The organism is Spirillospora sp. CA-108201, from assembly GCF_050936235.1.
Classification (GTDB): domain Bacteria; phylum Actinomycetota; class Actinomycetes; order Streptosporangiales; family Streptosporangiaceae; genus Spirillospora.
The window spans coordinates 9,091,265-9,114,785 of record NZ_JBNJNE010000001.1; the positions used below are offsets into that span (position 1 = coordinate 9,091,265).

Here is a 23,521-nt window from a genome sequence, read left to right on the forward strand (position 1 = left end):
CCAGTATTCACTGGCGCAGTCTTGGGATCTTGTCATCTCCGCGACAAAAAACCGGGGCGCCGGGCGCGGCGCCGGGCCCGCCCCGATGCGCGATCCGGCGAGGCGTCTGGAAGGCTGGGGGCATGACCACGTCCCATGCCGTTGTCGTCGGGGGCGGCATCGCGGGCCTCGCCGCCGCGCGCATGCTCGTCCGGGAGGGCGTCCGGGTGACGGTCCTGGAGGGCGCCTCCCGGATCGGCGGGAAGCTGCGGGTCAGCGAGATCGCCGGGATCCCGGTGGACGAGGGCGCCGAGTCGATGCTCGCCCGCCGTCCCGAGGGCCTCGACCTGGTGCGCGACCTCGGCCGCTCCGGCGACCTGGTGAACCCCGGCACCACGTCCTCGGGGATCCTCAGCCGCGGCGCGCTGCGGCCCATCCCGTCCGGCCAGGTCATGGGCGTCCCGTCCGACCTGAAGGCGCTGGCCGCCTCGCACGTGCTGTCGCCGGCCGGGCTCGCCCGCGTCCCGCTCGACCTCGTGCTGCCGGAGACGCCGCGCGGCGGGGACGTGTCCGTCGCCGCCTACGTCGGCGCCCGCCTCGGCGCCGAGGTCGTCGACCGGCTCGTGGAGCCGCTGCTCGGCGGCGTGTACGCGGGACGGGCCGAGCGGCTGTCCTTCGAGTCCACGCTGCCCGCCGTCGCCGCCGCCGCGCGCTCCGAGCGATCGCTGATCAACGCCGTGCAGGGCATCAGGGACGCCGCGCCACAGAACCCGGGCCCGGTGTTCGCCACGCTGCCGGACGGGCTCGGCACGCTCCCGCACCTGGTCGCCGCCGACATCGCCGAGGCCGGCGGGACGGTCAGGACCGGCGCGACGGTCCGTGAGCTGCGCCGCCGCGAGGACGGCTGGCGGCTGACCGTGGGCCCGACCCGCGCCCCCGAGTACCTCGACGCCGACGCGGTGGTGGTCGCGGTGCCGGCGGCCCCGGCGTCGCGGCTGCTGGAGCCGGACGTGCCCGCCGCCGCGCGGGAGCTCGGCGGCGTCGAGTACGCCAGCATGGCGATCATCACGCTCGCCTACCGGGCCACCGCGTTCCCCCGGCTCCCGGAGGGCAGCGGCTACCTCGTCCCGAACGTGGAGAGCGACACCGCCCGCGGCGGCCGGGGGGTCAAGGCCGTCACGTTCAGCTCGCTGAAGTGGCCGCACCTGCGCGACCGCGACCCGGGCGTCATCGCGGTGCGCTGCTCCATCGGGCGGCACGGCGAGGAGCACGCGCTCCAGCGGACCGACGAGGAGCTCGCCGCGACCGCCATGGCCGAGCTCGCCGCGACGTGCGGCGTCGCCGAGCTGCCCGTCGAGAGCCGGGTGACCCGGTGGGGCGGCGGCCTCCCGCAGTACAACGTGGGCCACGCCGACCGCGTGGCCAAGGTCCGGGCCGCGGTCGCCGGAGCGCCGGGGCTGGCCGTCGCGGGCGCCGCCTACGACGGCCTCGGCATCCCCGCGTGCATCGCCTCCGCCCGCGCGGCGGCGCTCCGCGTCCTGGACCATTTGCGCAGTCGAGAAGGAGTTGGACCATGACCGAGCAGCCGGGCAAGCCGAAGGCGCGCGAACTCAACAACGTCATCCGCTACACCATGTGGTCGGTGTTCCGGGTCGCGAGCTCGGGGACGGTGGGCGAGCAGGCGGCGTCGGAGGTGCAGGACCTCCTCGACCAGGCCGCCCAGAAGGACGTCACCACCCGCGGCGCCTACGACGTCGCGGGCCTGCGGGCCGACGCCGACTACATGTTCTGGTGGCACGCGCCCACGTCCGACGACCTCCAGGAGGTCTACACCCGGTTCCGGCGGACGGCGCTGGGGCGGGCCAGCGAGCCGGTGTGGTCGCAGATGGCGCTGCACCGCCCGGCGGAGTTCAACAAGAGCCACATCCCGGCGTTCCTCGCCGACGAGGAGCCCCGCGCCTACGTGTGCGTGTACCCGTTCGTCCGCTCCTACGAGTGGTACCTGCTGCCGGACGAGGAGCGCCGCGCGATGCTCGCCGAGCACGGGAAGATGGCGCGCGACTACCCCGACGTCCGGGCCAACACGGTGTCGGCGTTCGCGCTGGGCGACTACGAGTGGATGCTGGCCTTCGAGGCGGACGAGCTGCACCGCATCGTCGACCTGATGCGGCACCTGCGGGGCGCGAGGGCCCGCCTGCACACCCGCGAGGAAGTGCCGTTCTACACCGGCCGCCGCAAGCCGGTCGCCGAACTGGTCGCCGGCCTGGCCTAGCGCCTGTTCGACGTGGCCTCGGTCACGCGCGCGAACGCGTGACCTGGCCGGTGGAGCGAAGCCGGAGGCGAGCGGAACCGGGCGGATCGCGAAGCGATGCCGCGTTCGCCCAGGCCCGGTCACGTAGCGAGCCGCCAGGCGAGCGAAGTGGGCCGGGCCTGTAAAAAACACAGCGGTCAGGTGACGGCGGGCGGCATGAGGTCCGGCCCGCCGTCCTCGACGGCGAGGACGACTTTGCGCAGCAGGCCGGCGAGCCGCTCGCGTTCGGCGCCGGTGAGCACGTCCAGGATGGCGTGCTCCGTGGCCGCCCGGTCCCCGATCGTCTCCCGCCAGGCCCGGTGCCCCTGGCCCGTCAGGTGGACCAGGAGGCGCCGGCGGTCGGCGGGGTCGGGCGCGCGCGCGATGCGGCCGTCCTTCTCCAGCCGGTTCAGCCTGCCGGTGAGCGTGGCCGGGTGGGTGCCCAGGGCTTCGGCCAGCCAGGTGGGGGCGGCCCGGTAGGGCGGTCCGACCGAGCGCAGCCGCCACAGGATGTCGTACTCCCACCCTTCGAGGCCGTGCTTCGCGAGCCCGGCCTCCGTGTCCTGCCGCAGGTGCCGCACGAGGACCTGCATCCGGGTCACCGCGCCTTCGACGTGGGGATCGAGGTCGGGCAGTTCGGCGGTCCAGTAGGCGATGTGCCGGTCGATCGAGTCCGTCGCGGTCTCCTTCACCGTCGGAATACTATCATTGCAAATATTATGATTCCGTAGTAATTTCGGCGCCCCCGAGATCAGGAGGCCGCATGCCCCTCTGGCCCGCAGACCTCGCCGGCAGGATCGACGAGCACACCCTCGACAGCGAACTGCTCCGCGGCAATCCCCTGGGAGACCCGCACCGCAGGCCGCTGTGGGTCTACACGCCCCCCGGCTACGACGACGAGCCCGAACGCCGCTACCCGGCCGTCTACATGCTTCTGGGCTTCACCGGAAAACTGGAGGCCTGGAGCAGAGCGCCCACCGCCTACCGCAAGCCCGTGCCCGTCGCCGTCGACGAGTTGTTCGCGAGCGGCGCGGCGCCGCCCGCGATCCTGGTGTTCGTGGACGCCTGGACGGCCTATGGCGGCAGCCAGTTCGTCGACTCGGCCGGAACGGGCCGGTACCACTCCTACCTCTGCGAGGAGATCGTCCCCTGGGTGGACGCCCGCTACCGGACGCTCGCCGCCCGCGACCACCGCGCCATCGCCGGGAAGTCCAGCGGGGGCCTGGGCGCCATGGTCACGTCGATGCTGAGGCCCGACCTGTTCGGCGCCTTCGCCGCCCATTCCGGCGATTCCCTGTCGGAGGCCCAGTACATCCCCCACTTCCTGTGGGCCGCACGGCACCTGCGCGCCTACGGCGGCGACATCTTCTCCTGGTGGGACGACTTCCGCTCCCGGGTCGCCTTCACCAAGGAGGAGGACATGCGGCTCCTGGAGATCCTCGGGGTGTCCGCGTGCTTCTCTCCCGACGCCGACGGCACGCCGCTGCTGCCCTTCGACCCGGTCACCGGAGCGCTGAGGCCGCTGATCTGGGAGCGCTGGCTGGAGTGGGACCCGGTCCGGATGGCGCCCGCGCACGCCGGGGCGCTGCGGTCCATGCGGGCCATCTGGATCGACGCGGGAACCCGCGACGAATGGTTCCTGGACCTCGGCGCGCTGGCCTTCCGCGACGCCGTGGATCAGGCGGGCGTACCGCCGGAGACCGTCCACTTCGAACTCTTCGAGGGCGGCCATTACGCGGTCGAGTACCGCCAGCCCCAGGCCGTCGCCTGGCTCGCCCACCGCCTGACTCCCGGCGGATGAGCCGCCGGTTCACCGGTGGGCCCGTCGGTTCACCGGTGAACCGTCGAAATCTCCTTGCTCGCCCGCAATATGACCGTCCTCGGCGCCCCGCGGCGCCGCCGCTATTCCGGATCGCGCGTAGGGCGGGGGCGGACGGCAGTAAAGTGCCGTCCGTGACCAAGTCTCCCGCCCGGCACGCCCGCGGACGGCACGCCCGGCCGCCGTCCGAAATCTCGGTCCGCCTGCACCGCCTGATCGCGCTCCCGCGCGGCTCCCGGCGGCGCCGGCTGGGCCTCGTCGGCGCGGTGACCGCGACGGCCGCGGTGCTCGCGGCCGTCGCCGTCCTGGTGCTGCCCGGCGGCTCGGGGCCCGCGCCCCGCGCCGCCGTCGCCGCCCGCACGGCCACCGCCCCGTCCCCGAACGAGCGCGTCGCGGCCGCCGCCGACCCCGACGAGATCACCGACGCGATGCCGTACTTCGAGACGAAGGACCCCGGCAAGAAGGTCGTCAAGCACGTCACCGACGTCCGCCGCAGCGGCAGCTTCGTGCGCGTCTACACCGACCTCGGCGAGGGCGACGAGAACTCCGAGCCGGCCATCGACCTCTGCAAGTGGACGACCCAGTTCCTCAAGGACGGCGGCGACGACGAGCCCCGCGTCTTCGTCCACGGCAAGAGCGACGACAACGGCAGCGTCGTCCTGGCCAACAAGCAGAGCGACAAGGACACCTGCGAGGTCTCCGAGACCCCCTAGTAGTTGCCGGACCCGTTGTCCCAGGCGTCGTAGGCGTAGCCCGAGTACTGCGTGTCGGACAGACGGCTCTTCTCGGTGTTCCGGTTGCCCCCGTTCAGGGCCCGGTCGTTGGGCAGGTCCAGCGGTTTGGGGTTGTCCATCTCCATGACCTGGCGGAGCTTGGCGTCCTCGACGGCGGCCGTGCCCACGGCGGCGAGCCTGGTGACCGCGTCCGGCGCCGGGGCCTCGCGAAGCCTGCGCCGGGCCGCCCTCCCCTTGCGCGTCGGGCGGAGCCGGCCGCGCAACGCCCTGCGCAGGAGGCCCCTCTCGACCAGTCCGCCCGCGATGGCGGCCACGTCATCCGACCCGGCGACCGCGTCGAGGACGGGGCCGAGCTGGAAGCCGGTGTCGGGGACCTCGTCGAGAAGCGCGGCCTGGACCGGATCGTCCGCCTGGCGCTCGACGACGGTGACGCGGCGCGTGCCCCGCGAGACCCGCACGCGGCGCTTTCCGTAGAGGGCGAGCAGCGCGCACTGCGCGGCGCGGGTGGGCCCGCCGCAGAGTAAGGCGGTCTCGTAGGGGGTGAACTCGTCCACGGCGACTCCCCGGGGGCTGACCGTCACTGCTGTTCGTCAATGTGACGCGTCAGGGCCCGGGGAGGTTGCGTCATTCGGCGGGTTCGAGGGTGAGGGAGATCGAGTTGATGCAGTAGCGGTCGTCGGTCGGGGTGTCGTAGCCCTCGCCGTGGAAGACGTGCCCCAGGTGCGAGTCGCACACCGCGCAGCGGACCTCGGTGCGGACCATGCCGAGCGAGCCGTCCTCGATCAGCGTGACCGCGTCGGAGTCGGACGGCGCGAAGAACGACGGCCAGCCGCAGTGGCTCTCGAACTTGGTCTCCGACCGGAACAGCTCCGTCCCGCACGCGCGGCACCGGTACACGCCGACGGTCTTGGTGTCGGTGTACTCGCCGGTGAAGGGCTTCTCGGTGCCCGCCTCCCGGAGCACGTGGTACTCCTCCGGGCCGAGCCGGGCCCGCCACTCGTCCTCGCTTCTGCGGATCTTCTCCATGGTTCGACCGTACCCGGCGGCGGCGCGCGGGAAGACTGTCGTGCCCGTGGGTTAACGTGCGTTCATGGCCTCGCCCTTCATCGAGATCCCGGTCGGGGATCGGCTCGTCAAGGTGACCAATCCCGACAAGGTCTACTTCCCCGAGCACGGCTACACCAAGCGGCAGCTCGTGGAGTACTACCTGGCCGTGGGAGAGGGGATCCTGCGCGCCACCCGCGACCGCCCGACGACGCTGGAACGCTGGCCCGCCGGGGTCTTCGAGGGCGCCAGGATGGCCACCCGCGAGGACTACGCGCGCGGCCAGGCGGGCATGGGCGCCGGGAAGTCCGACGCGTTCTACCAGAAGCGCATCCCGAAGGGCGCGCCCGAGTGGGTGCGGACCGCCCGGATCGCGTTCCCCAGCGGGCGCTCCGCCGACGAGGTCTGCCCGACCGAGGTCGCCGTGATCGCCTGGGCGGCCAACCTCGGGACGCTGACCTTCCACCCGTGGCCCGTCCGCAAGGGCGACGTCGACCATCCCGACGAGCTGCGCATCGACCTCGACCCGCAGCCCGGCACCGACTTCTCCGACGCCGTCCGGGTGGCGCTCGGCCCCGCCCGCGACCTGCTGGCCGAGCTGGGCTACACCGGGTTCGTGAAGACGTCCGGCAAGGGCGGCGTGCACATCTACGTCCGCATCGAGCCGCGCTGGACGTTCACCGAGGTCCGCCGGGCCGCCCTCGCCTTCGGCCGCGAGGTGGAGCGCCGCGCCCCCGCCGAGGTCACCACGAAGTGGTGGAAGGAGGAGCGGGGCGAGCAGGTCTTCATCGACTTCAACCAGAACGCCCGCGACCGCACGATCGCCTCGGCCTACAGCGTCCGGCCGGCCCCGCACGCCCCGGTGTCGGCTCCCCTGACCTGGGAGGAGCTGCCGGACGCCGACCCGCGCGACTTCACCATCGCCACGATGCCCGCCCGTTTCGCCGAGGTGGGCGACCTGCACGCCTCGATCGACGACGCGTCCTTCTCCCTGGAGGCCCTCCTCGACATGGCCGACCGCGACGAGAAGGACCACGGCCTCGGCGACATGCCGTACCCGCCGAACTACCCGAAGATGCCCGGCGAGCCCAAGCGCGTCCAGCCCAGCAAGGACGCGGGCGACCCTTAGGCGGTTTCTCACAGGCCCGGCCCACTTCGCTCGCCTGGCGGCTCGCTACGTGACCGTGCCTGGGCGAAGGCGGCATCGCGTTCGCGAGCGTGGCCAAGGCCACTGGGAGACAGGCCCGGGGAATTTCCGCCCTGGGGCCGATCTTGCACGAGGTGGCAGCCGGTCGGACCTGAGGCGGAGCGATGTCCACACTGACCATCCGGTATCTCGGGGGGCCGAGCGCGATCCTGGAGATCGCGGGCGTGCGGCTCGTCCTCGACCCCACGTTCGACCCGCCCGGCGACTACCCGATGGGGTCGCGGAAGCTGACCAAGACCGCCGAGCCGGTGCTCGGCCCCGGCGACGTCGGCCCGGTCGACGCGGTGCTGCTGTCCCACGACCAGCACCCTGACAACCTGGACGCGGGCGGCCGCGCCTATCTGGCCGGGGTCGCGCTGACCCTGACGACGGAGGCCGCCGCCGGACGCCTCGGCGGCACCGCCCGCGCGCTGCCGAACTGGGAGCACACCGAGCTGCCCCGCCCGGACGGCGGGACGCTCCGCGTCACCGGTGTCCCCGCCCAGCACGGTCCGGACGGCACCGAGCATCTGACGGGCCCGGTCACCGGCTTCGTCCTTTCCGGCGAGGGCCTGCCCACGGTCTATGTGAGCGGCGACAACGCGTCCCTCGACGTGGTCCGGGCCGTCGCCGGGCGGTTCGGCCCGTTCGACGTCGCCGTGCTCTTCGCCGGCGGCGCCCGGACCCCGCTCGTCGGCGACGCCTATCTCACCCTGACCAGCGAGGGCGCGGCCGAGGCCGCCGGCATCCTGGGCGCCGCCCGGATCGTCCCGCTGCACTTCGAGGGCTGGGCGCATTTCTCCCAGGGCCGCGACACCCTGGCGCCGGCCTTCGAGAAGGCCGGGCTGACGGATCGCCTCCACCTTCTCGGAGTCGGCGAGAGCGTCGCGTCGTGACGTGAGTGAGGCCCGCCACCCGGGGGCGGCGGGCCTCACGGCCGGGTCGGCGTGTCAGGGGATCAGTAGAGCCTGCGCTCCTGGACGGGCAGGCTGACCTCGGACGGGCCCCGCCAGGTGGTCGCGCCGGGCGCCGGGGCGACCAGCGTGTTCACGTCCTCCCCGGCCGCGACGACCGGGACGGAGACGGAGCTGCCGCGCAGGTCGACCGTCACCTGGGCGCCGGTGGGCGTGTCGAAGTTGTAGTCCGCGTCCGTGCCCGCGAGGACGAGCGCCAGCCGGTGCCCCTTCTTCAGCAGGTACTCCTGGCTGAGCGTCTGCCAGGAGACGGTGTAGTAACGGCCGGACTTCAGCGGCTCGGGCTTGCTCAGCGACCGGTGGTTCTGCGCGTCGAGCCACCCCCGGGCGACGACGTTGACCGGGGAGGCGACCGTCGTGACCTCGGTCCGCCTGTAGCAGGCGTCGTCGGCGGGCGTGCTCTCACCGTGGCAGTCCTCGGTGGTCAGGGTCCGGATGCCGGAGCCCGCGCCGAGGTAGTCGACGCGGGTGTCCTCGCCGTAGTCGACGAGCAGCGCGGTGATGTTCGACGTGGGTCCGTCCACCTTGATCCCCAACCGGGCGTCCGGGGTGCCGGACACGCGGCCGGTCTTCGGCAGCGGCGCCGACACGAACGCCGTCCGGTAGGGCCGCGCCGCCGTGGGATCGGCGACCATCGCCTCCTCCGGGTAGCCCGCGCCCTCGGGTCCGGCGGCGTCGGTGAAGGTGGCGGTCGCGCCCGCCGCGGCCGGCTTCAGGCCGAGGGAGCCGTCCGCGCCGGGGCGCAGGACGACGCCGCGCGCGTCCCGGGACGGCCAGTCCCGCTGGGTGATCCACTGGTCCGGCCCGACCTCGATGTCGGCGCGCGGCTCGCTCATGATGCCGTTGGGCACCTTCTGCAGTTCGTGGTCGAACCACCTGTGCAGGGTCGACACCCACGCGTCCCGCCGGGTGTCGAACGGGTCGACGTGACCGCGCTGCGTCAGCCAGACCTTGCGCTGGACGCCGCGCCGCGAGAGGGCGCTCCACCACTTGGCGAAGTGGTCGTCCTTGACGTTCAGGTCGTTGACGCCGTGGGCGGCGAAGATGCTCGCGCGGACCCGGGAGGCACGCGCGATCGTCCCGTCCCGGTAGTCGGCGGTCTTCCAGTAGGCGTTGTAGTCGCCGGTCGCGTCGTCCTCGCCTTCGTCCAGTCCCGCGTTGACGGCCGCGCACTTGGCGGGCGGGTCGGTGTCGACGTAGTCGGCGAGCCACGGCTGCTCGTCGTCGGTGTACTTCACGCCGTTCATCCGGCTGTAGTCGTACCAGCTGCTGATCGCCGAGATGGGGACGATCGTCTCCAGCCCCTCGACGCCGGTGGCCGCCACGCCGTTGGCGAGCGTCCCGTCGTAGGACTTGCCGATCATTCCGGTGCGGCCGGTCGTCCAGGTCGCCTTCACCGGGCTGCCGTCCGGCCGGTAGGCGCGGGCGCGCCCGTTGAGCCAGTCGACGACGGCCTTGCCGCCGAGGACGTCGGTCGGGCCGCCGCTGACCGGGCAGCCGTCGGAGCGGGTCGTCCCGACCATGTCCACGGCGAGGAACGCGTAGCCGCGCGGCACGAAGTAGTTGTCGTAGTAGAGCGGGAACTTCACCGGGTTCCCGTTCGCGTCGTAGGTCTTGCGCTCGCTCTCGTTGCCGCGCCCCGCGTTGTCGTAGTAGGGGCTCTCGTCCATGATCACCGGCACCCGCAGACCGTGCTCGGTCTCCTTCGGCCGGATGATGTCCACGTTGACCCGGTCCTTCTTGCCGTCCAGGTCGCTGTCCACGCCGGACTCGACGTAGACGTGCTCGCGGATCGCGTCCTTGTAGGAGAAGACGGGCTGGGTGACCCCGCCCCTCACCACGATCTTGGGGGACGTCCCGGCCAGTGCCGTCGCGCCGCCGCCCGCGCCGGCGAGCGCCGCGCCGGTCAGCACGGCCACCGCCATGGTCCGCCGGGTTCGTCTCAGGGATCGCCTGGCCAACCCGCACCTCCGAACAGGAAAATGATCTCCGACGGGGCACAGGCTCCTCGCCCGGACGCCACGGGTAAAGGGCGGTGCGCGACGAAGACGGTCCGGTTTTGGTCACGTCCTGCTCTTGCCTGGATGGAAATGTCCTTATTGCGGATTTCGGGCGTCCGGGAACGGCTCGCGGGGATGCCCGGCGCGCCGGCCGGGCACCCCCGCCCCATGGGTTGGAGCTATCGGAAATCACTCAAGATGGGCCCGTTCCGTCTCAACTTCTCCAAGAAGGGCGTCGGGCACAGCGTCGGAGCGCGCGGAGCCCGCTACACCCGCTCGGCGGACGGGCGCCGCCAGATGACGTTGCGCGTCCCCGGGACCGGCCTGTCGTGGAGGCGGTCCCTGAAGTCCTCTAGCCGCTCTTCGCGCGGTTGACCGCCGACAGGACGGCCTCCACCGACGCGGTGAGCACGGACGTGTCGCGACCCGCGCCCCAGCGGGTCGCGCCGTCCACGCGGCACTCGGCGTAGGCGACGGCCACGGCGTCCCGCCCGCTCCCGGCCGAGTGCTCGGCGTACCGCAGGACGTCCACCTTGATCCCGGCGGAGGCCAGCGCGCCGGTCAGGGCGTCCAGCGGGCCGTCGCCCGTGCCGGTGTGCTCGCCCGCGTCGCCGCCGACCCGGACGACGCCGGTGAAGTCGTGCCGCGCGGGACCGGCGCTGGAGGTCCGCCATCCGGTCACCTCGACCGGGCCCGGCCGGTCCAGGTACTCGGCCCGGAACAGCTCCCCCAACTCCTCCGCCGTGACCTCCTCGCCGCTGCCGTCCGTCGCCCGCTGCACCACCTGGGAGAACTCGATCTGCAGGCGGCGCGGCAGGTCGAGCCCGTGCGCCGTGCGCAGCAGGTAGGAGACGCCGCCCTTCCCGGACTGGCTGTTCACGCGGATGACCGCCTCGTACCCGCGCCCGACGTCGGCCGGGTCGATCGGCAGGTACGGCACGTCCCACGGCAGCCGCTCCGGCGGCACGCCCCGCTCCCCGGCCAGGCGCGCGTGGCGGGCCATGCCCTTGCCGATCGCGTCCTGGTGGGTACCGGAGAAGGCGGTGTACACCAGGTCGCCGCCGTACGGGTGCCGCTCGTGGACGGGCAGCCGGTTGCAGTGCTCGACCGTCCGCCGGATCTCGTCGATGTCGGAGAAGTCGATCCGCGGGTCGACGCCCTGCGCGTGCAGGTTCAGCGCCAGCGTGACCAGGTCGACGTTGCCCGTCCGCTCCCCGTTGCCGAAGAGGCACCCCTCGACCCGCTGCGCGCCGGCGAGCACCGCCAGCTCCGCGCACGCGACGCCCGTCCCGCGGTCGTTGTGCGGGTGGACCGACAGGATGACCGCGTCGCGCCGGGCCAGGTTGCGGTGCATGTACTCGATCTGGTCGGCGTACACGTTCGGGGTGGCGATCTCGACCGTGGCCGGCAGGTTCAGGATCACCGGGCGGTCCGGGGAGGCGCCCCACAGCGCGGTGACCGCGTCGCACACCTCCAGCGCGTAGTCGGGTTCGGTGACGTTGAAGGTCTCGGGGGAGAACTCGAACCGCACGTTCGGCCCGGCGAGCCGGGCCACGTCGGCCGCGCCGTCCAGGATCAGCCGACGCACCCCGTCCCGGCCCGACCCGAGCACCACGTTCCGCCACACCGGCCCCGTCGCCGTGTACAGGTGGACGACGGCCCGGGGCAGCCCCTCGACGGAGGCGAACGTCCGCTCGATCAGCTCCCTGCGCGCGGGGGTGAACACCACGGGCGTCACGTCGTCCGGCACGCCGGCCTCGGCCAGGTGCCGGACGAAGTCGAAGTCGGTCCGGCTGGCCGAGGGGTACCCGACCTCGATCTCCTTGAAGCCCATCGTCACGAGCAGGTCGAACATGCGGCGCTTGCGGGCGGTGTCCATGGGCTCGGCCAGAGCCTGGTTGCCGTCCCGCAGGTCGACGGGCACCCACAGGGGCGCGCTCTCGACGCGCCTGGACGGCCAGGTGCGCTCGACGTCCGGTACGGGCGACGGCACCCGCTCGTGGACGGACCGGTACCGGTGGAACGGCATGGAGCTGCCGCGCTGGGGGTTCCAGAAGGGCGCCCCGTCCGCCACCGGGCCGGACGGGGTGCGCAACGCGGAGAAGCGCGTGCGCGGGGTCGGGACGTTCATGGGCCTGTTCCTCGATCGATCGCCGGGACGACCGGCAGCACCGGACCCCGCGGCGGGGTGCCGGTCTGGATCAGGCCCCGCCGCGGCGACCGAGGAGAAGGCCCCGCCACGACATGCCGCCCACCTCATCACACCTCAGCTCCTCGGACAAGCTGAGTGGCCTGAGGACGTGTTTCGAAGTGCCCTGGGTCACGCGCGCGAACGCGGGAGCTGCCCGGTGGAGCGAAGCCGGAGGCGAGCGGAGCCGGGCAGATCGCGGAGCGATGCCGCGTTCGTCCAGTACCGGTCACGCAGCGAGCCGCCAGGCGAGCGAGTGGGCCGGGACTGAATGAACACAGCCGCCAGGCGAGCGGAGTGGGCCGGGACTTTTGAAACACTGGAGGCCCGCCGCCGTCCCCGGAGGACTCCCGATGCCGCTCGGCCCGCTCCGCCCCAGCCCGCTCGTCGAGCAGGCCGCGCAGCGCCTGCGCGACCAGATCGCCGCCGGCGCCTGGCCCGTCGGAACGCGGCTGCCCGGCGAGACGACACTGGCCGCGGAACTGGGCGTGGGCCGCTCCACCGTCCGCGAGGCCCTGCGCGCCCTGGCCGGGGCGGGTCTCGTCCAGGCCCGGCAGGGCGCGGGCGTCTTCGTCACCGCGACGGAGCCGGCCGAGGACTGGCCCGCCCGGCTCCGCCGCGCCTCCGTCGCCGACGTCTACGAGATCCGCGCCATGCTGGAGGTCCGCGCCGCCGAGCTGGCCGCCGAGCGCCGCACGCCGGACGACCTCGCCGACCTCGACCGGGCGCTCGCCGACCGCGACGCGGCCCTGCCCGGCGCAGGCGCCGGGCCCGGCGTCGAGGCGTTCATCGACGCCGACATCGCCCTGCACGCCGCCGTCGTCGCGGCCGCGCACAACCCGGTCCTCGCCGACCTGTTCGCCGGGTTCGTGCCCGTCCTGCGCGACGGCCTGCTCGACCTCGCCTCCCTGGTCGACGTCCGCGCGGCCGACGACGCCCACGGCCGGGCCGCCCACGCCGGCCTGGTCGAGGCGGTCCGCGCCCAGGACCCGGCGGCCGCGCGCGACGCCGTCCGGGCCGAGCTCGACCGGACCCTGACCGGCCTACTCCAGGGCCGCTAGGAGAGGCGGCAGGTCGCCGTCGTGGACGACCGTCATGCGGCGGGTGGCCCTGGTGAGGCAGACGTAGAGGTCCTGCCCGCCCTTGGCGGACTCGCCGAGGATCCCCGACGGGTCGACGACGACGACCGAGTCGAACTCCAGGCCCTTGGCCTCCTCCGCGGTCAGGACCACCACCGGCGAGTCCAGGGCCTCGGGGGTGGCGCCGACCGCCGCGTCCGGGAGGGCCCGCAGGACGCCGGCGTGGCGCGCCGCCGAGGCGATGACGGCGAGGCGGCCCTCCTTGAAGGCGCCGCCGATGTCCTGCCCGCCGGTCACCAGGGCCAGCTCCGAGCGGACGAGGGACGGCAGCTCGGCGACCGGCAGCGCGACCGCGGCCGGCGGCGGCCCGTCGTCGCGGACCGGTTCGGGCGGCGTCTGGTCCGGGGCGACGGCGGCGAGGACGTCCGCGGCGACCTTCATGATGGCGGCCGGGGTGCGGTAGTTGACCATGAGGCGCTGCTCGCGCCACCGGCCCGGGACGTAGTGGTCGAGCATCTGGCCCCACGAGGCCGCGCCGGCCGCGCTGCCGGTCTGGGCGATGTCGCCGACCACCGTGAGGGAGCGCGTCGGGACGCGGCGCATCACGGTCCGCCAGGCCATCTCCGAGAGCTCCTGCGCCTCGTCCACGATGACGTGCCCGTAGGCCCACTCGCGGTCGGCCATGGCGCGCTGGGCGGTGGTGAGGCGCGGTCCGCCGTCGTGGTGGCGCTCGGCCAGTTCGCTCGCGGAGATCAGGTCGCTCGCCAGGATCATCTCGGTGCCGTCGGTGGTCTGCATGACCTCGCGGGCGTAGCGCTCCTCGTCGGCGAGCGCGGCCCGCTCCGCACGCGCGCGGGCCCGGTCGGCGGAGTCGTCCCTGCCGAGGAGTTCGGCGGCCTCGTCCAGCAGGGGGACGTCGGAGACCGTCCACGGCGAGCCGGGCGGGCGGTGCAGGAGCTCGCACTCGCCGGGGGAGAGGCCGGCCTCGGCGCCCGCGCGCGCCACCGCCTCGGGGGAGGAGTACAGGTCGGTGAGCAGCCGCTCGGGCGTCAGGTCGGGCCAGAGGTCGTCCAGGGCGGACCTGACGGCCGGGTCCTGCCAGAGGGCCTCCTTGGCCAGGCGGAGGTCCGTCTCGTCCAGAAGGGGCTCGTCCTCGGCCTCGTCGATCAGCTCCTGCAGCCAGCCGGGCAGCCCGCCGGACTTGGCGATCTCTTCGAGCGGCTCGTCCATGATGCGGTCGAACTGCTCGGCCCGGTCGAAGGCGAGCGCCTCCAGCATGTCGTGGACGAAGCGCCGCCGCTGGATCTTGTGCGGCGCGCGCAGGGCGCGGGCGCGCTCCCGGATCCGCTCGCACTTCTCGTCGTCCACGACCAGGGTGAGGCCGTCGGCCTCGACGCGCAGGCCCCCGGCCGGGACGCGCTGCCGGTCGCGGACGGCGGCCTCCACGAGACCGGCCATGCGCAGGCCGCCCTTGACGACGGCCGCCGCGGGCGTGTCGGCGGCCGTCGCCCTGAGCCCCGGGTACAGCTGGCCGACCGTGGCGAGGGCGACGTCCGTCTCGCCCAGACCGGGCAGCACCTGCTCGATGTAGCGCAGGAACGTGGCGTTCGGGCCCACGATGAGGACGCCGCGCCGCTCCAGGACGTCGCGGTGCGTGTAGAGCAGGTAGGCGGCCCGGTGCAGGGCCGCGACCGTCTTGCCGGTGCCGGGCCCGCCCTGGACGACCAGCACCCCCTGGAGACCGGAGCGGATGACCTGGTCCTGCTCCTCCTGGATGGTCGCGACGACGTCGCTCATGCGGCCCGTCCTGCCGCGGCGGAGGGTGGCGAGCAGGGCGGCCTCGCCGACGATGCCGCCGCGCTCGGACTCCTCCAGGCCCTCCAGGTCGAAGACCTCGTCGTCCAGCCGGGCGACCTCGCGGTGGCGCAGGTGCAGGTGGCGGCGGCGCGCGAGCGTGCCGGGCGCCCCCGGCGTGGCGGTGTAGAACGGCCGGGCCGCGGCGGCGCGCCAGTCGATCAGGAGGGGCTCGTGGTCCTCGTCGCGCAGGCCGATGCGGCCGATGTAGAAGGTGTCGCCGGCGCCGTCGGCGTCCGCGCGGTGGTCGATGCGCCCGAAGCACAGGCCGTGCTCGACGGCGTTCAACTGGACGAGCCGCCGTGCCGCCTCGTCGGTGGCGATGGCGCTCTCGACCCGCGCCTGGAACGCGGCGCCGCCGCCCGCCGCCGGACCCTCGCGCAGCGCGAGCGCGGTCCTGTCCCGCTCGTCGTCGAGCCGCGCGTACACGCGGGACACGTACTCCTGCTCGACGCGCACCGCGGCCCGCGCCGCCTTTTCTTCCCGTCCGGGGTTGACAGCGCCCGCTTGACGAAGTCCCATGCCTCGACTACACTCCTATTCATAGGGTGGAGTATCTTTATGCGCGTTTGCGACTTGGAAGTCTAGCATCCCCTGCGCGCTCCGCGAGATCTTCTGGCGCCGACCAAAAGATCGTCTCTGTTGTGGCGGGCGTCATCCGCGCGGAACCCCCCGGTCATCGATCTTCGTGAGGCTGTCCGGCGAGCAGCACTGCCGGACCCCTCCGAAAGGTCACTCTCCATGGCCGACTCCGCCCGCCCGCTGAACCGGCGCGCCTTCCTCGCCTCCAGCGGGCTCGCCACCAGCGGACTCCTCACCGCCGTCGCCGTGACCGGCGCACCCGGCACCGCCCACGCGGCCCCCCGCAGCCGCGCCCTGCCCTCCGACCCGTTCACCCTCGGCGTCGCCTCCGGCGACCCCGAACCCGACGGGTTCGTCCTCTGGACCCGCCTCGCCCTGGACCCGCACGCCGAGGACGGCCTCGGCGGCATGCCCTCCCGGATCGTCCCCGTCCGCTGGGAGGTCTCCACCGACTCCCGCTTCCGCCGCATCGACCGGCGCGGCACCGCCGCCGCCCGCCCCGACGCCGCGCACTCCGTCCACGTCGAGCTGAACGGCCTGCGCCCCGGCCGCGACTACTGGTACCGCTTCCGCGTCGACGGCCACGTCTCCCCGGTCGGGCGGACGCGGACCGCCCCCCACCCGGCCACCTACGGCCCGGCCCTCGCCATGGCCTTCGTGTCGTGCTCGCAGTTCGAGCACGGCTACTTCACCGCGTACCGGCGGCTGGCCGAAGAGCACCCCGACCTGGTCCTGCACCTGGGCGACTACCAGTACGAGTACAAGAAGGGCGTCTACACGATCCCGGGCGGCAACGTCCGCGACCACGAGGGCCCCGAGACGGTCAGGCTGGCCGACTACCGGCTGCGCCACGCCCAGTACAAGGCCGACCGCGACCTCCAGGCCGCGCACCAGGCCGCCCCGTGGCTCGTCGTGTTCGACGACCACGAGGTCGAGAACAACTGGGCCGGCTACATCCCCGAGGAGGGCTCCGACACGCCCTCCTACGACGACTTCCGCGCCCGCCGCGCCGCCGCGTTCAAGGCGTACTACGAGAACATGCCGCTGCGCCGCCGGTCCATCCCCAGCGGCCCCGACATCCAGGTCTACCGGCGGGTGCGGTGGGGCCGGCTGGCGAACTTCCACATGCTCGACACCCGCCAGTTCCGCGACGACCAGGGCTGCGGCGACGGCTACAAGGACTGCCCCGCCGCCGCCGACCCGAAGCGCTCCATCACCGGCGGCGAGCAGGAGAAGTGGCTGCTGGACGGCTTCCGCCGCTCCACCGCCCGCTGGGACGTCCTCGGCCAGCAGGTGTTCTTCGCCCAGCGCGACAACACCGCCGGGCCCGTCAAGAAGACCTCGATGGACGCCTGGGACGGCTACGCCGCCTCCCGCGACCGGATCACCAAGGGCTGGCTGGACGCCGAGGTCCGCAACCCGGTCGTCCTCACCGGCGACGTCCACGCCCACTGGGCGAGCGACCTGAAGGCCGACTACGACGACCCGGACTCCAGGACGGTCGGCTCGGAGCTGGTGTGCACGTCGATCACCAGCACCGGCGACGGCAAGGACTCCAACCCCGCCGACCAGCCCTTCCTCAAGATCAACCCGCATCTGCGCTTCTACAACAACCAGCGCGGCTACGTGCTGACGACGATCGGCAAGGAGGAGATGAGGGCCGACTTCAAGACGCTCCCGACCGTCCGGACCCCGGACGCCGACGTCTCCACCAAGGCGACCTTCGTCATCGAGGACCGCGTCCCCGGCGTGCAGCAGGCCTACCTGCGCCCCTACGCGTCGGCCAAGGCGGCGGCGCAGCCGGACCAGGACCTCATCCGCCAGACCGTCCAGAACGAGACCCAGCCCTGAGAACGGGCGGCCGGGACGCGCGGGGCGTCCCGGCCGCGGATCCGGCGCCGGACGGGATCCGGCGCCGGGCCCGCCCTCAGCGGTCCACGCGCGGGCTCGTCGCGGCGCCGCCGAAGATGTCGTCGAGGTCGTAGGCGACCGGCACCTCCAGCTGGGCGTAGGTGCAGGAACCGGGCGTCCGGTCGGGGCGCCAGTTCCGGAACCGGGCGGTGTGCCGGAACCGGTCGCCCTCCATCGCCTCGTAGGCCACCTCGACCACCAGGTCGGGACGCAGCGGCACCCAGCTGAGGTCCTTCTTGCCGGTCCAGCGGGAGATCGCCCCGGGCATGCGGTCGACGGTGGCCTCCGACTGGTTCGCCCACTCCGCCCACGGGTGCTGGGACAGATCCTCCAGCCGGTAGGGCCGCAACTCCTCGACCAGCTCGGCGCGGCGCTTCATCGTGAACGAGGCCGCGACGCCGACGTGCTGGAGATTGCCGTCGGCGTTGTAGAGCCCGAGCAGCAGCGACCCCACGATGGGGCCCGACTTGTGCCAGCGGAACCCCGCCACCACGCAGTCGGCCGTCCGCTCGTGCTTGACCTTGAAGAGGACGCGCTTGTCGGGCTCGTAGGGGACGTCCCGCGGCTTGGCGATGACGCCGTCGAGCCCGGCGCCCTCGAACTCGTCGAACCAGCGCAGCGCCAGCTCGTAGGAGTCGGACGCGGGCGTGACGTGGATCGGCGCCTTCACCCCGGCCAGGGTGTCGACGAGCCGCCGCCGCCGCTCGCCGAGCGGCGCCTCCATGAGCGACTCGTCGCCGAGGGCGAGCAGGTCGAAGGCCACGAACGACGCCGGAGTCTGCTCCGACAGCAGCTTGACCCGCGACGCGGCCGGGTGGATGCGCTGCTGGAGGGCGTCGAAGTCGAGGCGCGTCCCCCGGGGCAGCACGATCTCGCCGTCCACCACGCACCGCTCGGGCAGCTCGCGCCGCACCGCCTCGACCAGCTCGGGGAAGTAGCGGGTGAGCGGCTTCTCGCCGCGGCTGGACAGCTCCACCTCGTCGCCGTCGCGGAAGACGATGCAGCGGAACCCGTCCCACTTCGGCTCGTACAGCAGGTCGCCCTCGGGCATGGTCTTGACCGCCTTGGCCAGCATCGGCGGCAACGGCGGGCTGATCGGCAGGTCCATGCCCCCATCTTGCGCCCCGGCACCGACAAAAGGGCATCCCGGGGGTCCGATACTGTGCACGTCATGCGCCGTCTGCTGCCCGAGCCCGCCGCCGGCGTCGATCCCTACGAGGCCTACGGCGACCTGCCGGGCCTGCGGCTCGGCATGGTCATGAGCGCGGACGGCTCCGTCACCGACTCCGAGGGGTGGACCGACGGCCTGGGCGGCGCCGCCGACTTCCGCGTCTTCCGGACCCTGCGCGCCCTGGCCGGCGCGATCCTCGTCGGCGCCGGGACCGTCCGCACGGGGCGCCTCGGCCCCGCGCGCCTGGGCGGCGACCTGCGCGCGCGCCGCGGCGGGCCGCCCGCGCCCATCGTCGTGGTGAGCCGCTCCCTCGACCTCGACTGGACGCTCCCGCTGTTCACCGAGGCCGAGACGCCCACCGTCGTGGTGACGACCCGGAGCGTCCGGGCCGAGGTGCCCGGCCACCTCCGGGTGGTCGCGGAGGGCGACGACGACGTCGATCTCCCCGCGGCCGTGAGAGTGCTGCGCGAGGACCTCGGCCACGAGCACCTCCTCTGCGAGGGCGGCCCGTCCCTGGCCACCGCGCTCATCAGGGCGTCGCTCGTGGACGAACTGTGCCTCAACATCGCGCCCACCCTCCTCGGGGGCGCGCGCCACACCCGCCTGCTGGAGGGCCTGGACGCCGAGGTGCCGCTGGACCCGGCCGCCCTCTACCTGGACGAAGGCGTGCTCTTCGTCCGCTACCGGTTGCGGGCGTAGCGGCGCGAGGGCGCCGGCCGGCGGCCGCCGGCTCCCGCCCGCCCGGCATGCGGGCCGACCGGTGCGGTGACGGTCTGTCCCCCAATCTGTACGAATCCGTCATGCCGGAAGCGTTGGGGAGCGACACTAGGCGGCAGGGGCCGGGTGAGAATCTCACGAAAGGAGCGGGGGTGGAGTACGCCGCATTGGGCGCGTGGATCATCGCCGCCGTCGCGGGCGGGTACCTGCTGGCCGTGTGGTGGGTCAACGGGGGGCGATCGACGAAGGTGACGCGGTTTCCGCGGCTGGTCGTGGCGGGGCATCCGCTCTCGGCCGTCGCGGGCCTGGCCGTGTGGGTCGTCTACCTCGCGACGGGAAGCGCCGTCTACGCATGGGTCGCCTTCGCGGCCCTGCTCGTCATCATCTTCCAGGGGCTGCTGCTGTTCACGCGCTGGCTCGTCGGACGCGGCGGCCGTCACGCCAGGGGCGCGGAGCAGGCGTTCCCCGCCGCGGCGGTCGCCGTCCACGGCGCGGTGGCGCTCGCGACGTTCGTCCTGGTCTTCCTGACCGCGATGGAGGTCGGCCGGGCGTGAGCCCCGCGGCTCAGGCCCCGCGCCGCAGGACGAGGAGCGCGCGGTCGCCGACCGTCACGACGTCGCGGGCCTTGAGCCGGGGACGCTCCCCGACCGTGCCGGGCTCGGCGGTGTCGAGGGCGAACTCCCAGCGCTCGCCGTACTCGGCGCCGGGCAGCGTGAACTCGACCGGCTCGGACCCGGCGTTGACCAGCAGCAGGAACGAGTCGTCCCGGACGCGCCGGCCGCGCGGGTCGGGCTCGGTGATGGCGTCGCCGTTGAGGAACACGCCGAGGGACTTGGCGAAGCCGACGTTCCAGTCCTGGTCGGTCATGCTCTCGCCGGCCGGGGTCAGCCAGGCGATGTCGGCGGCGGCGCCGCTGCCCGTCCCGGTGAAGAAGCGGCGCCGGCGGAACACCGGGTGGTCGCGGCGCAGCCGCGACAGGTGCTGGACGAACTCCATGTCGCCCGAGTCCTCCCAGTGGACCCAGGCGAGCGCGTCGTCCTGGCAGTAGGCGTTGTTGTTGCCCTCCTGCGTGCGGCCGAGCTCGTCCCCGTGGGAGAGCATCGGCACGCCCTGCGACAGGAACAGCGTCGCGAGGAAGTTGCGGCGCTGCCGGGCCCGCAGGCCGAGGACCCCGGGGTCGCGGGTGGGGCCCTCGACGCCGCAGTTCCACGAGCGGTTGTCGTCGGTGCCGTCCCGGTTGCCCTCGCCGTTGGCCTCGTTGTGCTTGTGGTCGTAGGACACGAGGTCGCTGAGCGTGAACCCGTCGTGGCAGGTCACGAAGTTGATGGACGCGAACGGGCGGCGCGCGCTGTGCTCGTACAGGTCCGAGGACCCGGTCAGGCGGGACGCGAACTCCGGCATGGTCGCGTACGAGCCGCGCCAGAAGTCGCGGACGGTGTCGCGGTACTTGCCGTTCCATTCCGTCCACAGCGGCGGGAAGTTGCCGACCTGGTAGCCGCCTTCGCCCACGTCCCACGGCTCGGCGATGAGCTTCACCTGGGACACGACCGGATCCTGCTGGACGAGGTCGAAGAACGCGGCGAGCCGGTCGACGTCGTGCAGCTCGCGGGCCAGCGCCGAGGCGAGGTCGAAGCGGAACCCGTCGACGTGCATGTCCAGGATCCAGTAGCGCAGCGAGTCCATGATGAGCTGCAGCGCGTGCGGGTTCCGGACGTTCAGCGAGTTGCCGCAGCCGGTGTAGTCGAGGTGGTAGCGCTTGTCGTCGTCGCGCAGGCGGTAGTACGAGGCGTTGTCGATGCCCCGGAACGACAGCGTCGGCCCCAGGTGGTCGCCCTCCGCCGTGTGGTTGTAGACGACGTCGAGGATGACCTCGATGCCGGCCTCGTGCAGGGCGCGGACCATCGCCTTGAACTCCAGCACCTGCTCCCCGGACTGCCCGGAGGAGCTGTAGGAGTTGTGCGGCGCGAAGAACCCGATCGTGTTGTAGCCCCAGTAGTTGTCCAGCCCCCGCGCCACCAGGGCGTGCTCGGGCACCGACTGGTGCACCGGCATCAGCTCGACCGCCGTCACCCCGAGGTCGAGGAGGTGGTCGATCATCACCGGGTGCGCGACGCCCGCGTACGTCCCGCGCTGCTCCTCCGGGACGGCCGGGTGCAGCTTCGTCAGGCCCTTCACGTGCGCCTCGTAGATGACGCTCTCGTGGTAGGGGACGCGCGGCGCCCGGTCGTCACCCCAGTCGAAGAACGGGTTCACCACCACGTTCTTCGGCATGTACGGGGCGCTGTCGTCCTCGTTGAGCGCGTCGGGGTCGGCGAACCGGTAGGAGAACAGCGACTCGTGCCAGCGGATCAGCTCCCCCGGAGCGACCCCCGCGACGGCCTTGCCGTACGGGTCGAGCAGCAGCTTGGAGGGGTTGCAGCGGTGCCCCTCGCGGGGGTCGAACGGCCCGTGCACCCGGTACCCGTAGCGCTGGCCGGGCCCGATGCCGGGCAGGTAGCCGTGCCAGACGAACCCGTCCACCTCGGGCAGGTCCCGCCGCGTCTCGCGCCCCTCGGCGTCGAACAGGCACAGCTCGACCCGCCGGGCCACCTCGGAGAACAGCGCGAAGTTCGTCCCCGTGCCGTCCCAGGTGGCGCCCAGCGGATAGGGGTCCCCGGGCCACACCTCCCGCATGCTCCTCCACCCCTCGGCCGGTTCGTCCTGGCCCGTCGATTGTGGCCTACCCGCTCTCTTCCCCGCGCGCCGTCGCCTTTCACCACACGCGTGTCATTCCGGCGCGGGGCCGCGGTGGAGGCGCCAGACGGCGTCCTCGTCGCGGACCTCCCCGGTTCGCCGCAGCCCGATCCTGGCCGCGACGGCCGCGGAGGCGCGGTTGTCCGGGTGGACGGTCGCGACGACGTCGTGCACGCCTTGCGCCGCGAGCCAGTCCAGCAGCGCGCGGGCGGCCTCGGTGGCGAACCCGAACCCCTGGTAGGGCATGCCGATCACCCAGGCGAGCGACGCGACGAGCCGCGGCGGGCCCGGCGTGACCGTCGACCCGGCCGCGGCGGGCGTCACGGCGAATCCCGGCGGCGCCGGCGCGACCGTCGCCTGCACGTAGCCGACGGCCTGCCCGTCGCGGGCGCGGCGGACGATCCAGTTCAGCCAGTACTCCTGGTGGTAGGGCGCCGCGCCCGCGACCAGGTGCGCGTAGCGGGCGCGCAGCTCGTCGCGCGTGAGGGGCTCGCCGCCGATGTGGCGGTGCAGGCGCACGTCGTCCAGGACGGGGGCCATCTCGTCCGCGTGGTGGACCGCCAGCGGCTCCAGGACGAGGCGCTGGGTGCGGATGGTGTCGGCGATCGGCCCGTACACCCGCTGATCGTATGCTCTCGCGGCCCGGAGGGCCCGTGAGGCGGCCTCAGAGCCGCCACTCGGAGCGCCGGCCGGACAGCCGCCGCGTCCAGGCGCCGGCCGGATGCTGCCGCGGGTGGAGCCACAGCCACGGCTGGGCGTGCCGGAACGGCAGGTCGGTGCCGGGCTGCCACGGGAACAGGCCGTCCCCGTTGGGCCAGACGACCTGGAGGATCGGCAGCGGCGGGCGCCGGTAGAACGCCACGGCGCCGCCGAACAGCCCGTCGAACCAGTGCGGGTCGACGTCGCGGAAGGCGGCCTGCTGCCCTCGCACGACGCCGTCGCGGCGCTCGCCGTCGGCGGGCCCGTGCCCCTCGGCGGTCCGCCGCCCGAGCATGTTGAGGATCTCTTCCGTCTCGTACACGTCGCCGCCGAACATCGCGAGCTCGGGGGCGCCGTGGCTGTGCCACAGGCCGACCGTGTACGCCCAGCCGGGGCCCTCCTCGTCCGGCTGGACGAGGACGACGCTCCACCCGTACTGGGTGATGTGCACGATCGTGCGGAGCTGGAAGTTGTCCAGGCGGTCGCGGTCGCCGTAGTCACGGCACATCACGCAGCCGCATGAGGGGCGATCGCCGGACATGACCCTCAGCTTACGATCAA

21 protein-coding genes are annotated in these 23,521 nt (G+C 73.2%); 11 read left to right on the top strand and 10 right to left on the bottom strand.

Annotated features, from left to right (window positions below):
* Positions 1 to 122 precede the first annotated feature (122 nt).
* Both hemG and hemQ read left to right on the top strand, forming a co-directional pair.
* Complete coding sequence (hemG, locus tag ACQEU6_RS43505; protein WP_499339649.1) at positions 123 to 1,556, top strand: protoporphyrinogen oxidase; 1,434 nt, start codon at positions 123 to 125, stop codon at positions 1,554 to 1,556.
* On the top strand, positions 1,553 to 2,251 hold the full coding sequence (gene hemQ, locus ACQEU6_RS43510; protein WP_499339650.1) for a hydrogen peroxide-dependent heme synthase: 699 nt from the start codon (positions 1,553 to 1,555) through the stop codon (positions 2,249 to 2,251). The genes hemG and hemQ overlap by 4 nt, the downstream gene beginning before the upstream one ends.
* Positions 2,252 to 2,427: 176 nt before the next feature.
* Here the strand turns inward: hemQ and ACQEU6_RS43515 are convergent, their stop codons facing one another.
* Entirely contained in the window at positions 2,428 to 2,961 is a 534-nt protein-coding gene (locus ACQEU6_RS43515) for a MarR family winged helix-turn-helix transcriptional regulator (protein ID WP_499339651.1), read from the bottom strand.
* Positions 2,962 to 3,032: 71 nt separating this feature from the next.
* Here ACQEU6_RS43515 and ACQEU6_RS43520 point away from each other — a divergent pair, with 71 nt between their 5' ends.
* Together ACQEU6_RS43520 and ACQEU6_RS43525 are read left to right on the top strand one after the other, a co-directional pair.
* Positions 3,033 to 4,070, top strand: a complete 1,038-nt coding sequence (locus ACQEU6_RS43520; protein ID WP_499339652.1) for an alpha/beta hydrolase — start codon at positions 3,033 to 3,035, stop codon at positions 4,068 to 4,070.
* A 152-nt stretch (positions 4,071 to 4,222) separates the two neighbouring features.
* Positions 4,223 to 4,801 carry a hypothetical protein gene (locus tag ACQEU6_RS43525; protein ID WP_499339653.1) on the top strand — a complete coding sequence of 193 codons (579 nt, stop codon included), beginning with the start codon at positions 4,223 to 4,225 and terminating at the stop codon, positions 4,799 to 4,801.
* On the opposite strand, the gene ACQEU6_RS43530 is transcribed toward ACQEU6_RS43525, so the two are convergent.
* Positions 4,798 to 5,376, bottom strand: coding sequence for a TIGR04222 domain-containing membrane protein (locus tag ACQEU6_RS43530; protein ID WP_499339654.1), 579 nt, complete (start codon positions 5,374 to 5,376; stop codon positions 4,798 to 4,800). The genes ACQEU6_RS43525 and ACQEU6_RS43530 overlap by 4 nt on opposite strands.
* A gap of 70 nt (positions 5,377 to 5,446) precedes the next feature.
* Positions 5,447 to 5,848: a peptide-methionine (R)-S-oxide reductase MsrB gene (gene msrB / locus ACQEU6_RS43535; protein ID WP_499339655.1), complete on the bottom strand. Its 402-nt coding sequence runs from the start codon at positions 5,846 to 5,848 to the stop codon at positions 5,447 to 5,449.
* A gap of 64 nt (positions 5,849 to 5,912) precedes the next feature.
* Between msrB and ACQEU6_RS43540 the strand changes: the two genes are divergently transcribed.
* Together ACQEU6_RS43540 and ACQEU6_RS43545 are read left to right on the top strand one after the other, a co-directional pair.
* On the top strand, positions 5,913 to 6,995 hold the full coding sequence (locus ACQEU6_RS43540) for a DNA polymerase domain-containing protein (RefSeq protein WP_499339656.1): 1,083 nt from the start codon (positions 5,913 to 5,915) through the stop codon (positions 6,993 to 6,995).
* A gap of 182 nt (positions 6,996 to 7,177) precedes the next feature.
* Complete coding sequence (locus tag ACQEU6_RS43545) at positions 7,178 to 7,948, top strand: MBL fold metallo-hydrolase (protein WP_499339657.1); 771 nt, start codon at positions 7,178 to 7,180, stop codon at positions 7,946 to 7,948.
* Between the two features lie 62 nt (positions 7,949 to 8,010).
* Here the strand turns inward: ACQEU6_RS43545 and ACQEU6_RS43550 are convergent, their stop codons facing one another.
* Positions 8,011 to 9,951, bottom strand: coding sequence for a Xaa-Pro dipeptidyl-peptidase (locus ACQEU6_RS43550; RefSeq protein WP_499339658.1), 1,941 nt, complete (start codon positions 9,949 to 9,951; stop codon positions 8,011 to 8,013).
* Positions 9,952 to 10,194: 243 nt separating this feature from the next.
* On the opposite strand from ACQEU6_RS43550, the gene ACQEU6_RS43555 reads away from it, so the two are divergent.
* Positions 10,195 to 10,401: a DUF4236 domain-containing protein gene (locus ACQEU6_RS43555; RefSeq protein ID WP_499339659.1), complete on the top strand. Its 207-nt coding sequence runs from the start codon at positions 10,195 to 10,197 to the stop codon at positions 10,399 to 10,401.
* Here ACQEU6_RS43555 and leuA read toward each other — a convergent pair.
* Positions 10,379 to 12,055 carry a 2-isopropylmalate synthase gene (leuA, locus tag ACQEU6_RS43560; RefSeq protein WP_499340544.1) on the bottom strand — a complete coding sequence of 559 codons (1,677 nt, stop codon included), beginning with the start codon at positions 12,053 to 12,055 and terminating at the stop codon, positions 10,379 to 10,381. The two genes, ACQEU6_RS43555 and leuA, sit on opposite strands and share 23 nt — an antisense overlap.
* Positions 12,056 to 12,567: 512 nt before the next feature.
* Here leuA and ACQEU6_RS43565 point away from each other — a divergent pair.
* On the top strand, positions 12,568 to 13,275 hold the full coding sequence (locus tag ACQEU6_RS43565) for a FadR/GntR family transcriptional regulator (protein WP_499339660.1): 708 nt from the start codon (positions 12,568 to 12,570) through the stop codon (positions 13,273 to 13,275).
* Here the strand turns inward: ACQEU6_RS43565 and ACQEU6_RS43570 are convergent.
* Positions 13,258 to 15,669 (bottom strand): HelD family protein, encoded by a 2,412-nt coding sequence (locus ACQEU6_RS43570; RefSeq protein ID WP_499339661.1) that lies wholly within the window; start codon positions 15,667 to 15,669, stop codon positions 13,258 to 13,260. The genes ACQEU6_RS43565 and ACQEU6_RS43570 overlap by 18 nt on opposite strands.
* Positions 15,670 to 15,888: 219 nt before the next feature.
* Here ACQEU6_RS43570 and ACQEU6_RS43575 point away from each other — a divergent pair, with 219 nt between their 5' ends.
* Positions 15,889 to 17,580 (top strand): alkaline phosphatase D family protein, encoded by a 1,692-nt coding sequence (locus ACQEU6_RS43575; RefSeq protein WP_499339662.1) that lies wholly within the window; start codon positions 15,889 to 15,891, stop codon positions 17,578 to 17,580.
* Positions 17,581 to 17,656: 76 nt separating this feature from the next.
* On the opposite strand, the gene ACQEU6_RS43580 is transcribed toward ACQEU6_RS43575, so the two are convergent.
* A complete protein-coding gene (locus tag ACQEU6_RS43580; protein ID WP_499339663.1) occupies positions 17,657 to 18,748 on the bottom strand; it encodes an ATP-dependent DNA ligase in 1,092 nt (363 codons plus the stop codon).
* A gap of 63 nt (positions 18,749 to 18,811) precedes the next feature.
* On the opposite strand from ACQEU6_RS43580, the gene ACQEU6_RS43585 reads away from it, so the two are divergent.
* Together ACQEU6_RS43585 and ACQEU6_RS43590 are read left to right on the top strand one after the other, a co-directional pair.
* A complete protein-coding gene (locus ACQEU6_RS43585; RefSeq protein ID WP_499339664.1) occupies positions 18,812 to 19,510 on the top strand; it encodes a dihydrofolate reductase family protein in 699 nt (232 codons plus the stop codon).
* Positions 19,511 to 19,680: 170 nt separating this feature from the next.
* Positions 19,681 to 20,082, top strand: a complete 402-nt coding sequence (locus ACQEU6_RS43590; RefSeq protein WP_499339665.1) for a hypothetical protein — start codon at positions 19,681 to 19,683, stop codon at positions 20,080 to 20,082.
* A 10-nt stretch (positions 20,083 to 20,092) separates the two neighbouring features.
* Here the strand turns inward: ACQEU6_RS43590 and glgX are convergent, their stop codons facing one another.
* The 3 genes from glgX to ACQEU6_RS43605 form a co-directional block, all read right to left on the bottom strand.
* Positions 20,093 to 22,201: a glycogen debranching protein GlgX gene (gene glgX, locus ACQEU6_RS43595; RefSeq protein ID WP_499339666.1), complete on the bottom strand. Its 2,109-nt coding sequence runs from the start codon at positions 22,199 to 22,201 to the stop codon at positions 20,093 to 20,095.
* A gap of 93 nt (positions 22,202 to 22,294) precedes the next feature.
* The gene (locus ACQEU6_RS43600; RefSeq protein WP_499339667.1) at positions 22,295 to 22,879 is read right to left on the bottom strand and encodes a GNAT family N-acetyltransferase; all 585 of its coding nucleotides are present in this window, start codon (positions 22,877 to 22,879) and stop codon (positions 22,295 to 22,297) included.
* Between the two features lie 46 nt (positions 22,880 to 22,925).
* Positions 22,926 to 23,501: a DUF4262 domain-containing protein gene (locus ACQEU6_RS43605; RefSeq protein ID WP_499339668.1), complete on the bottom strand. Its 576-nt coding sequence runs from the start codon at positions 23,499 to 23,501 to the stop codon at positions 22,926 to 22,928.
* Positions 23,502 to 23,521 lie beyond the last annotated feature (20 nt).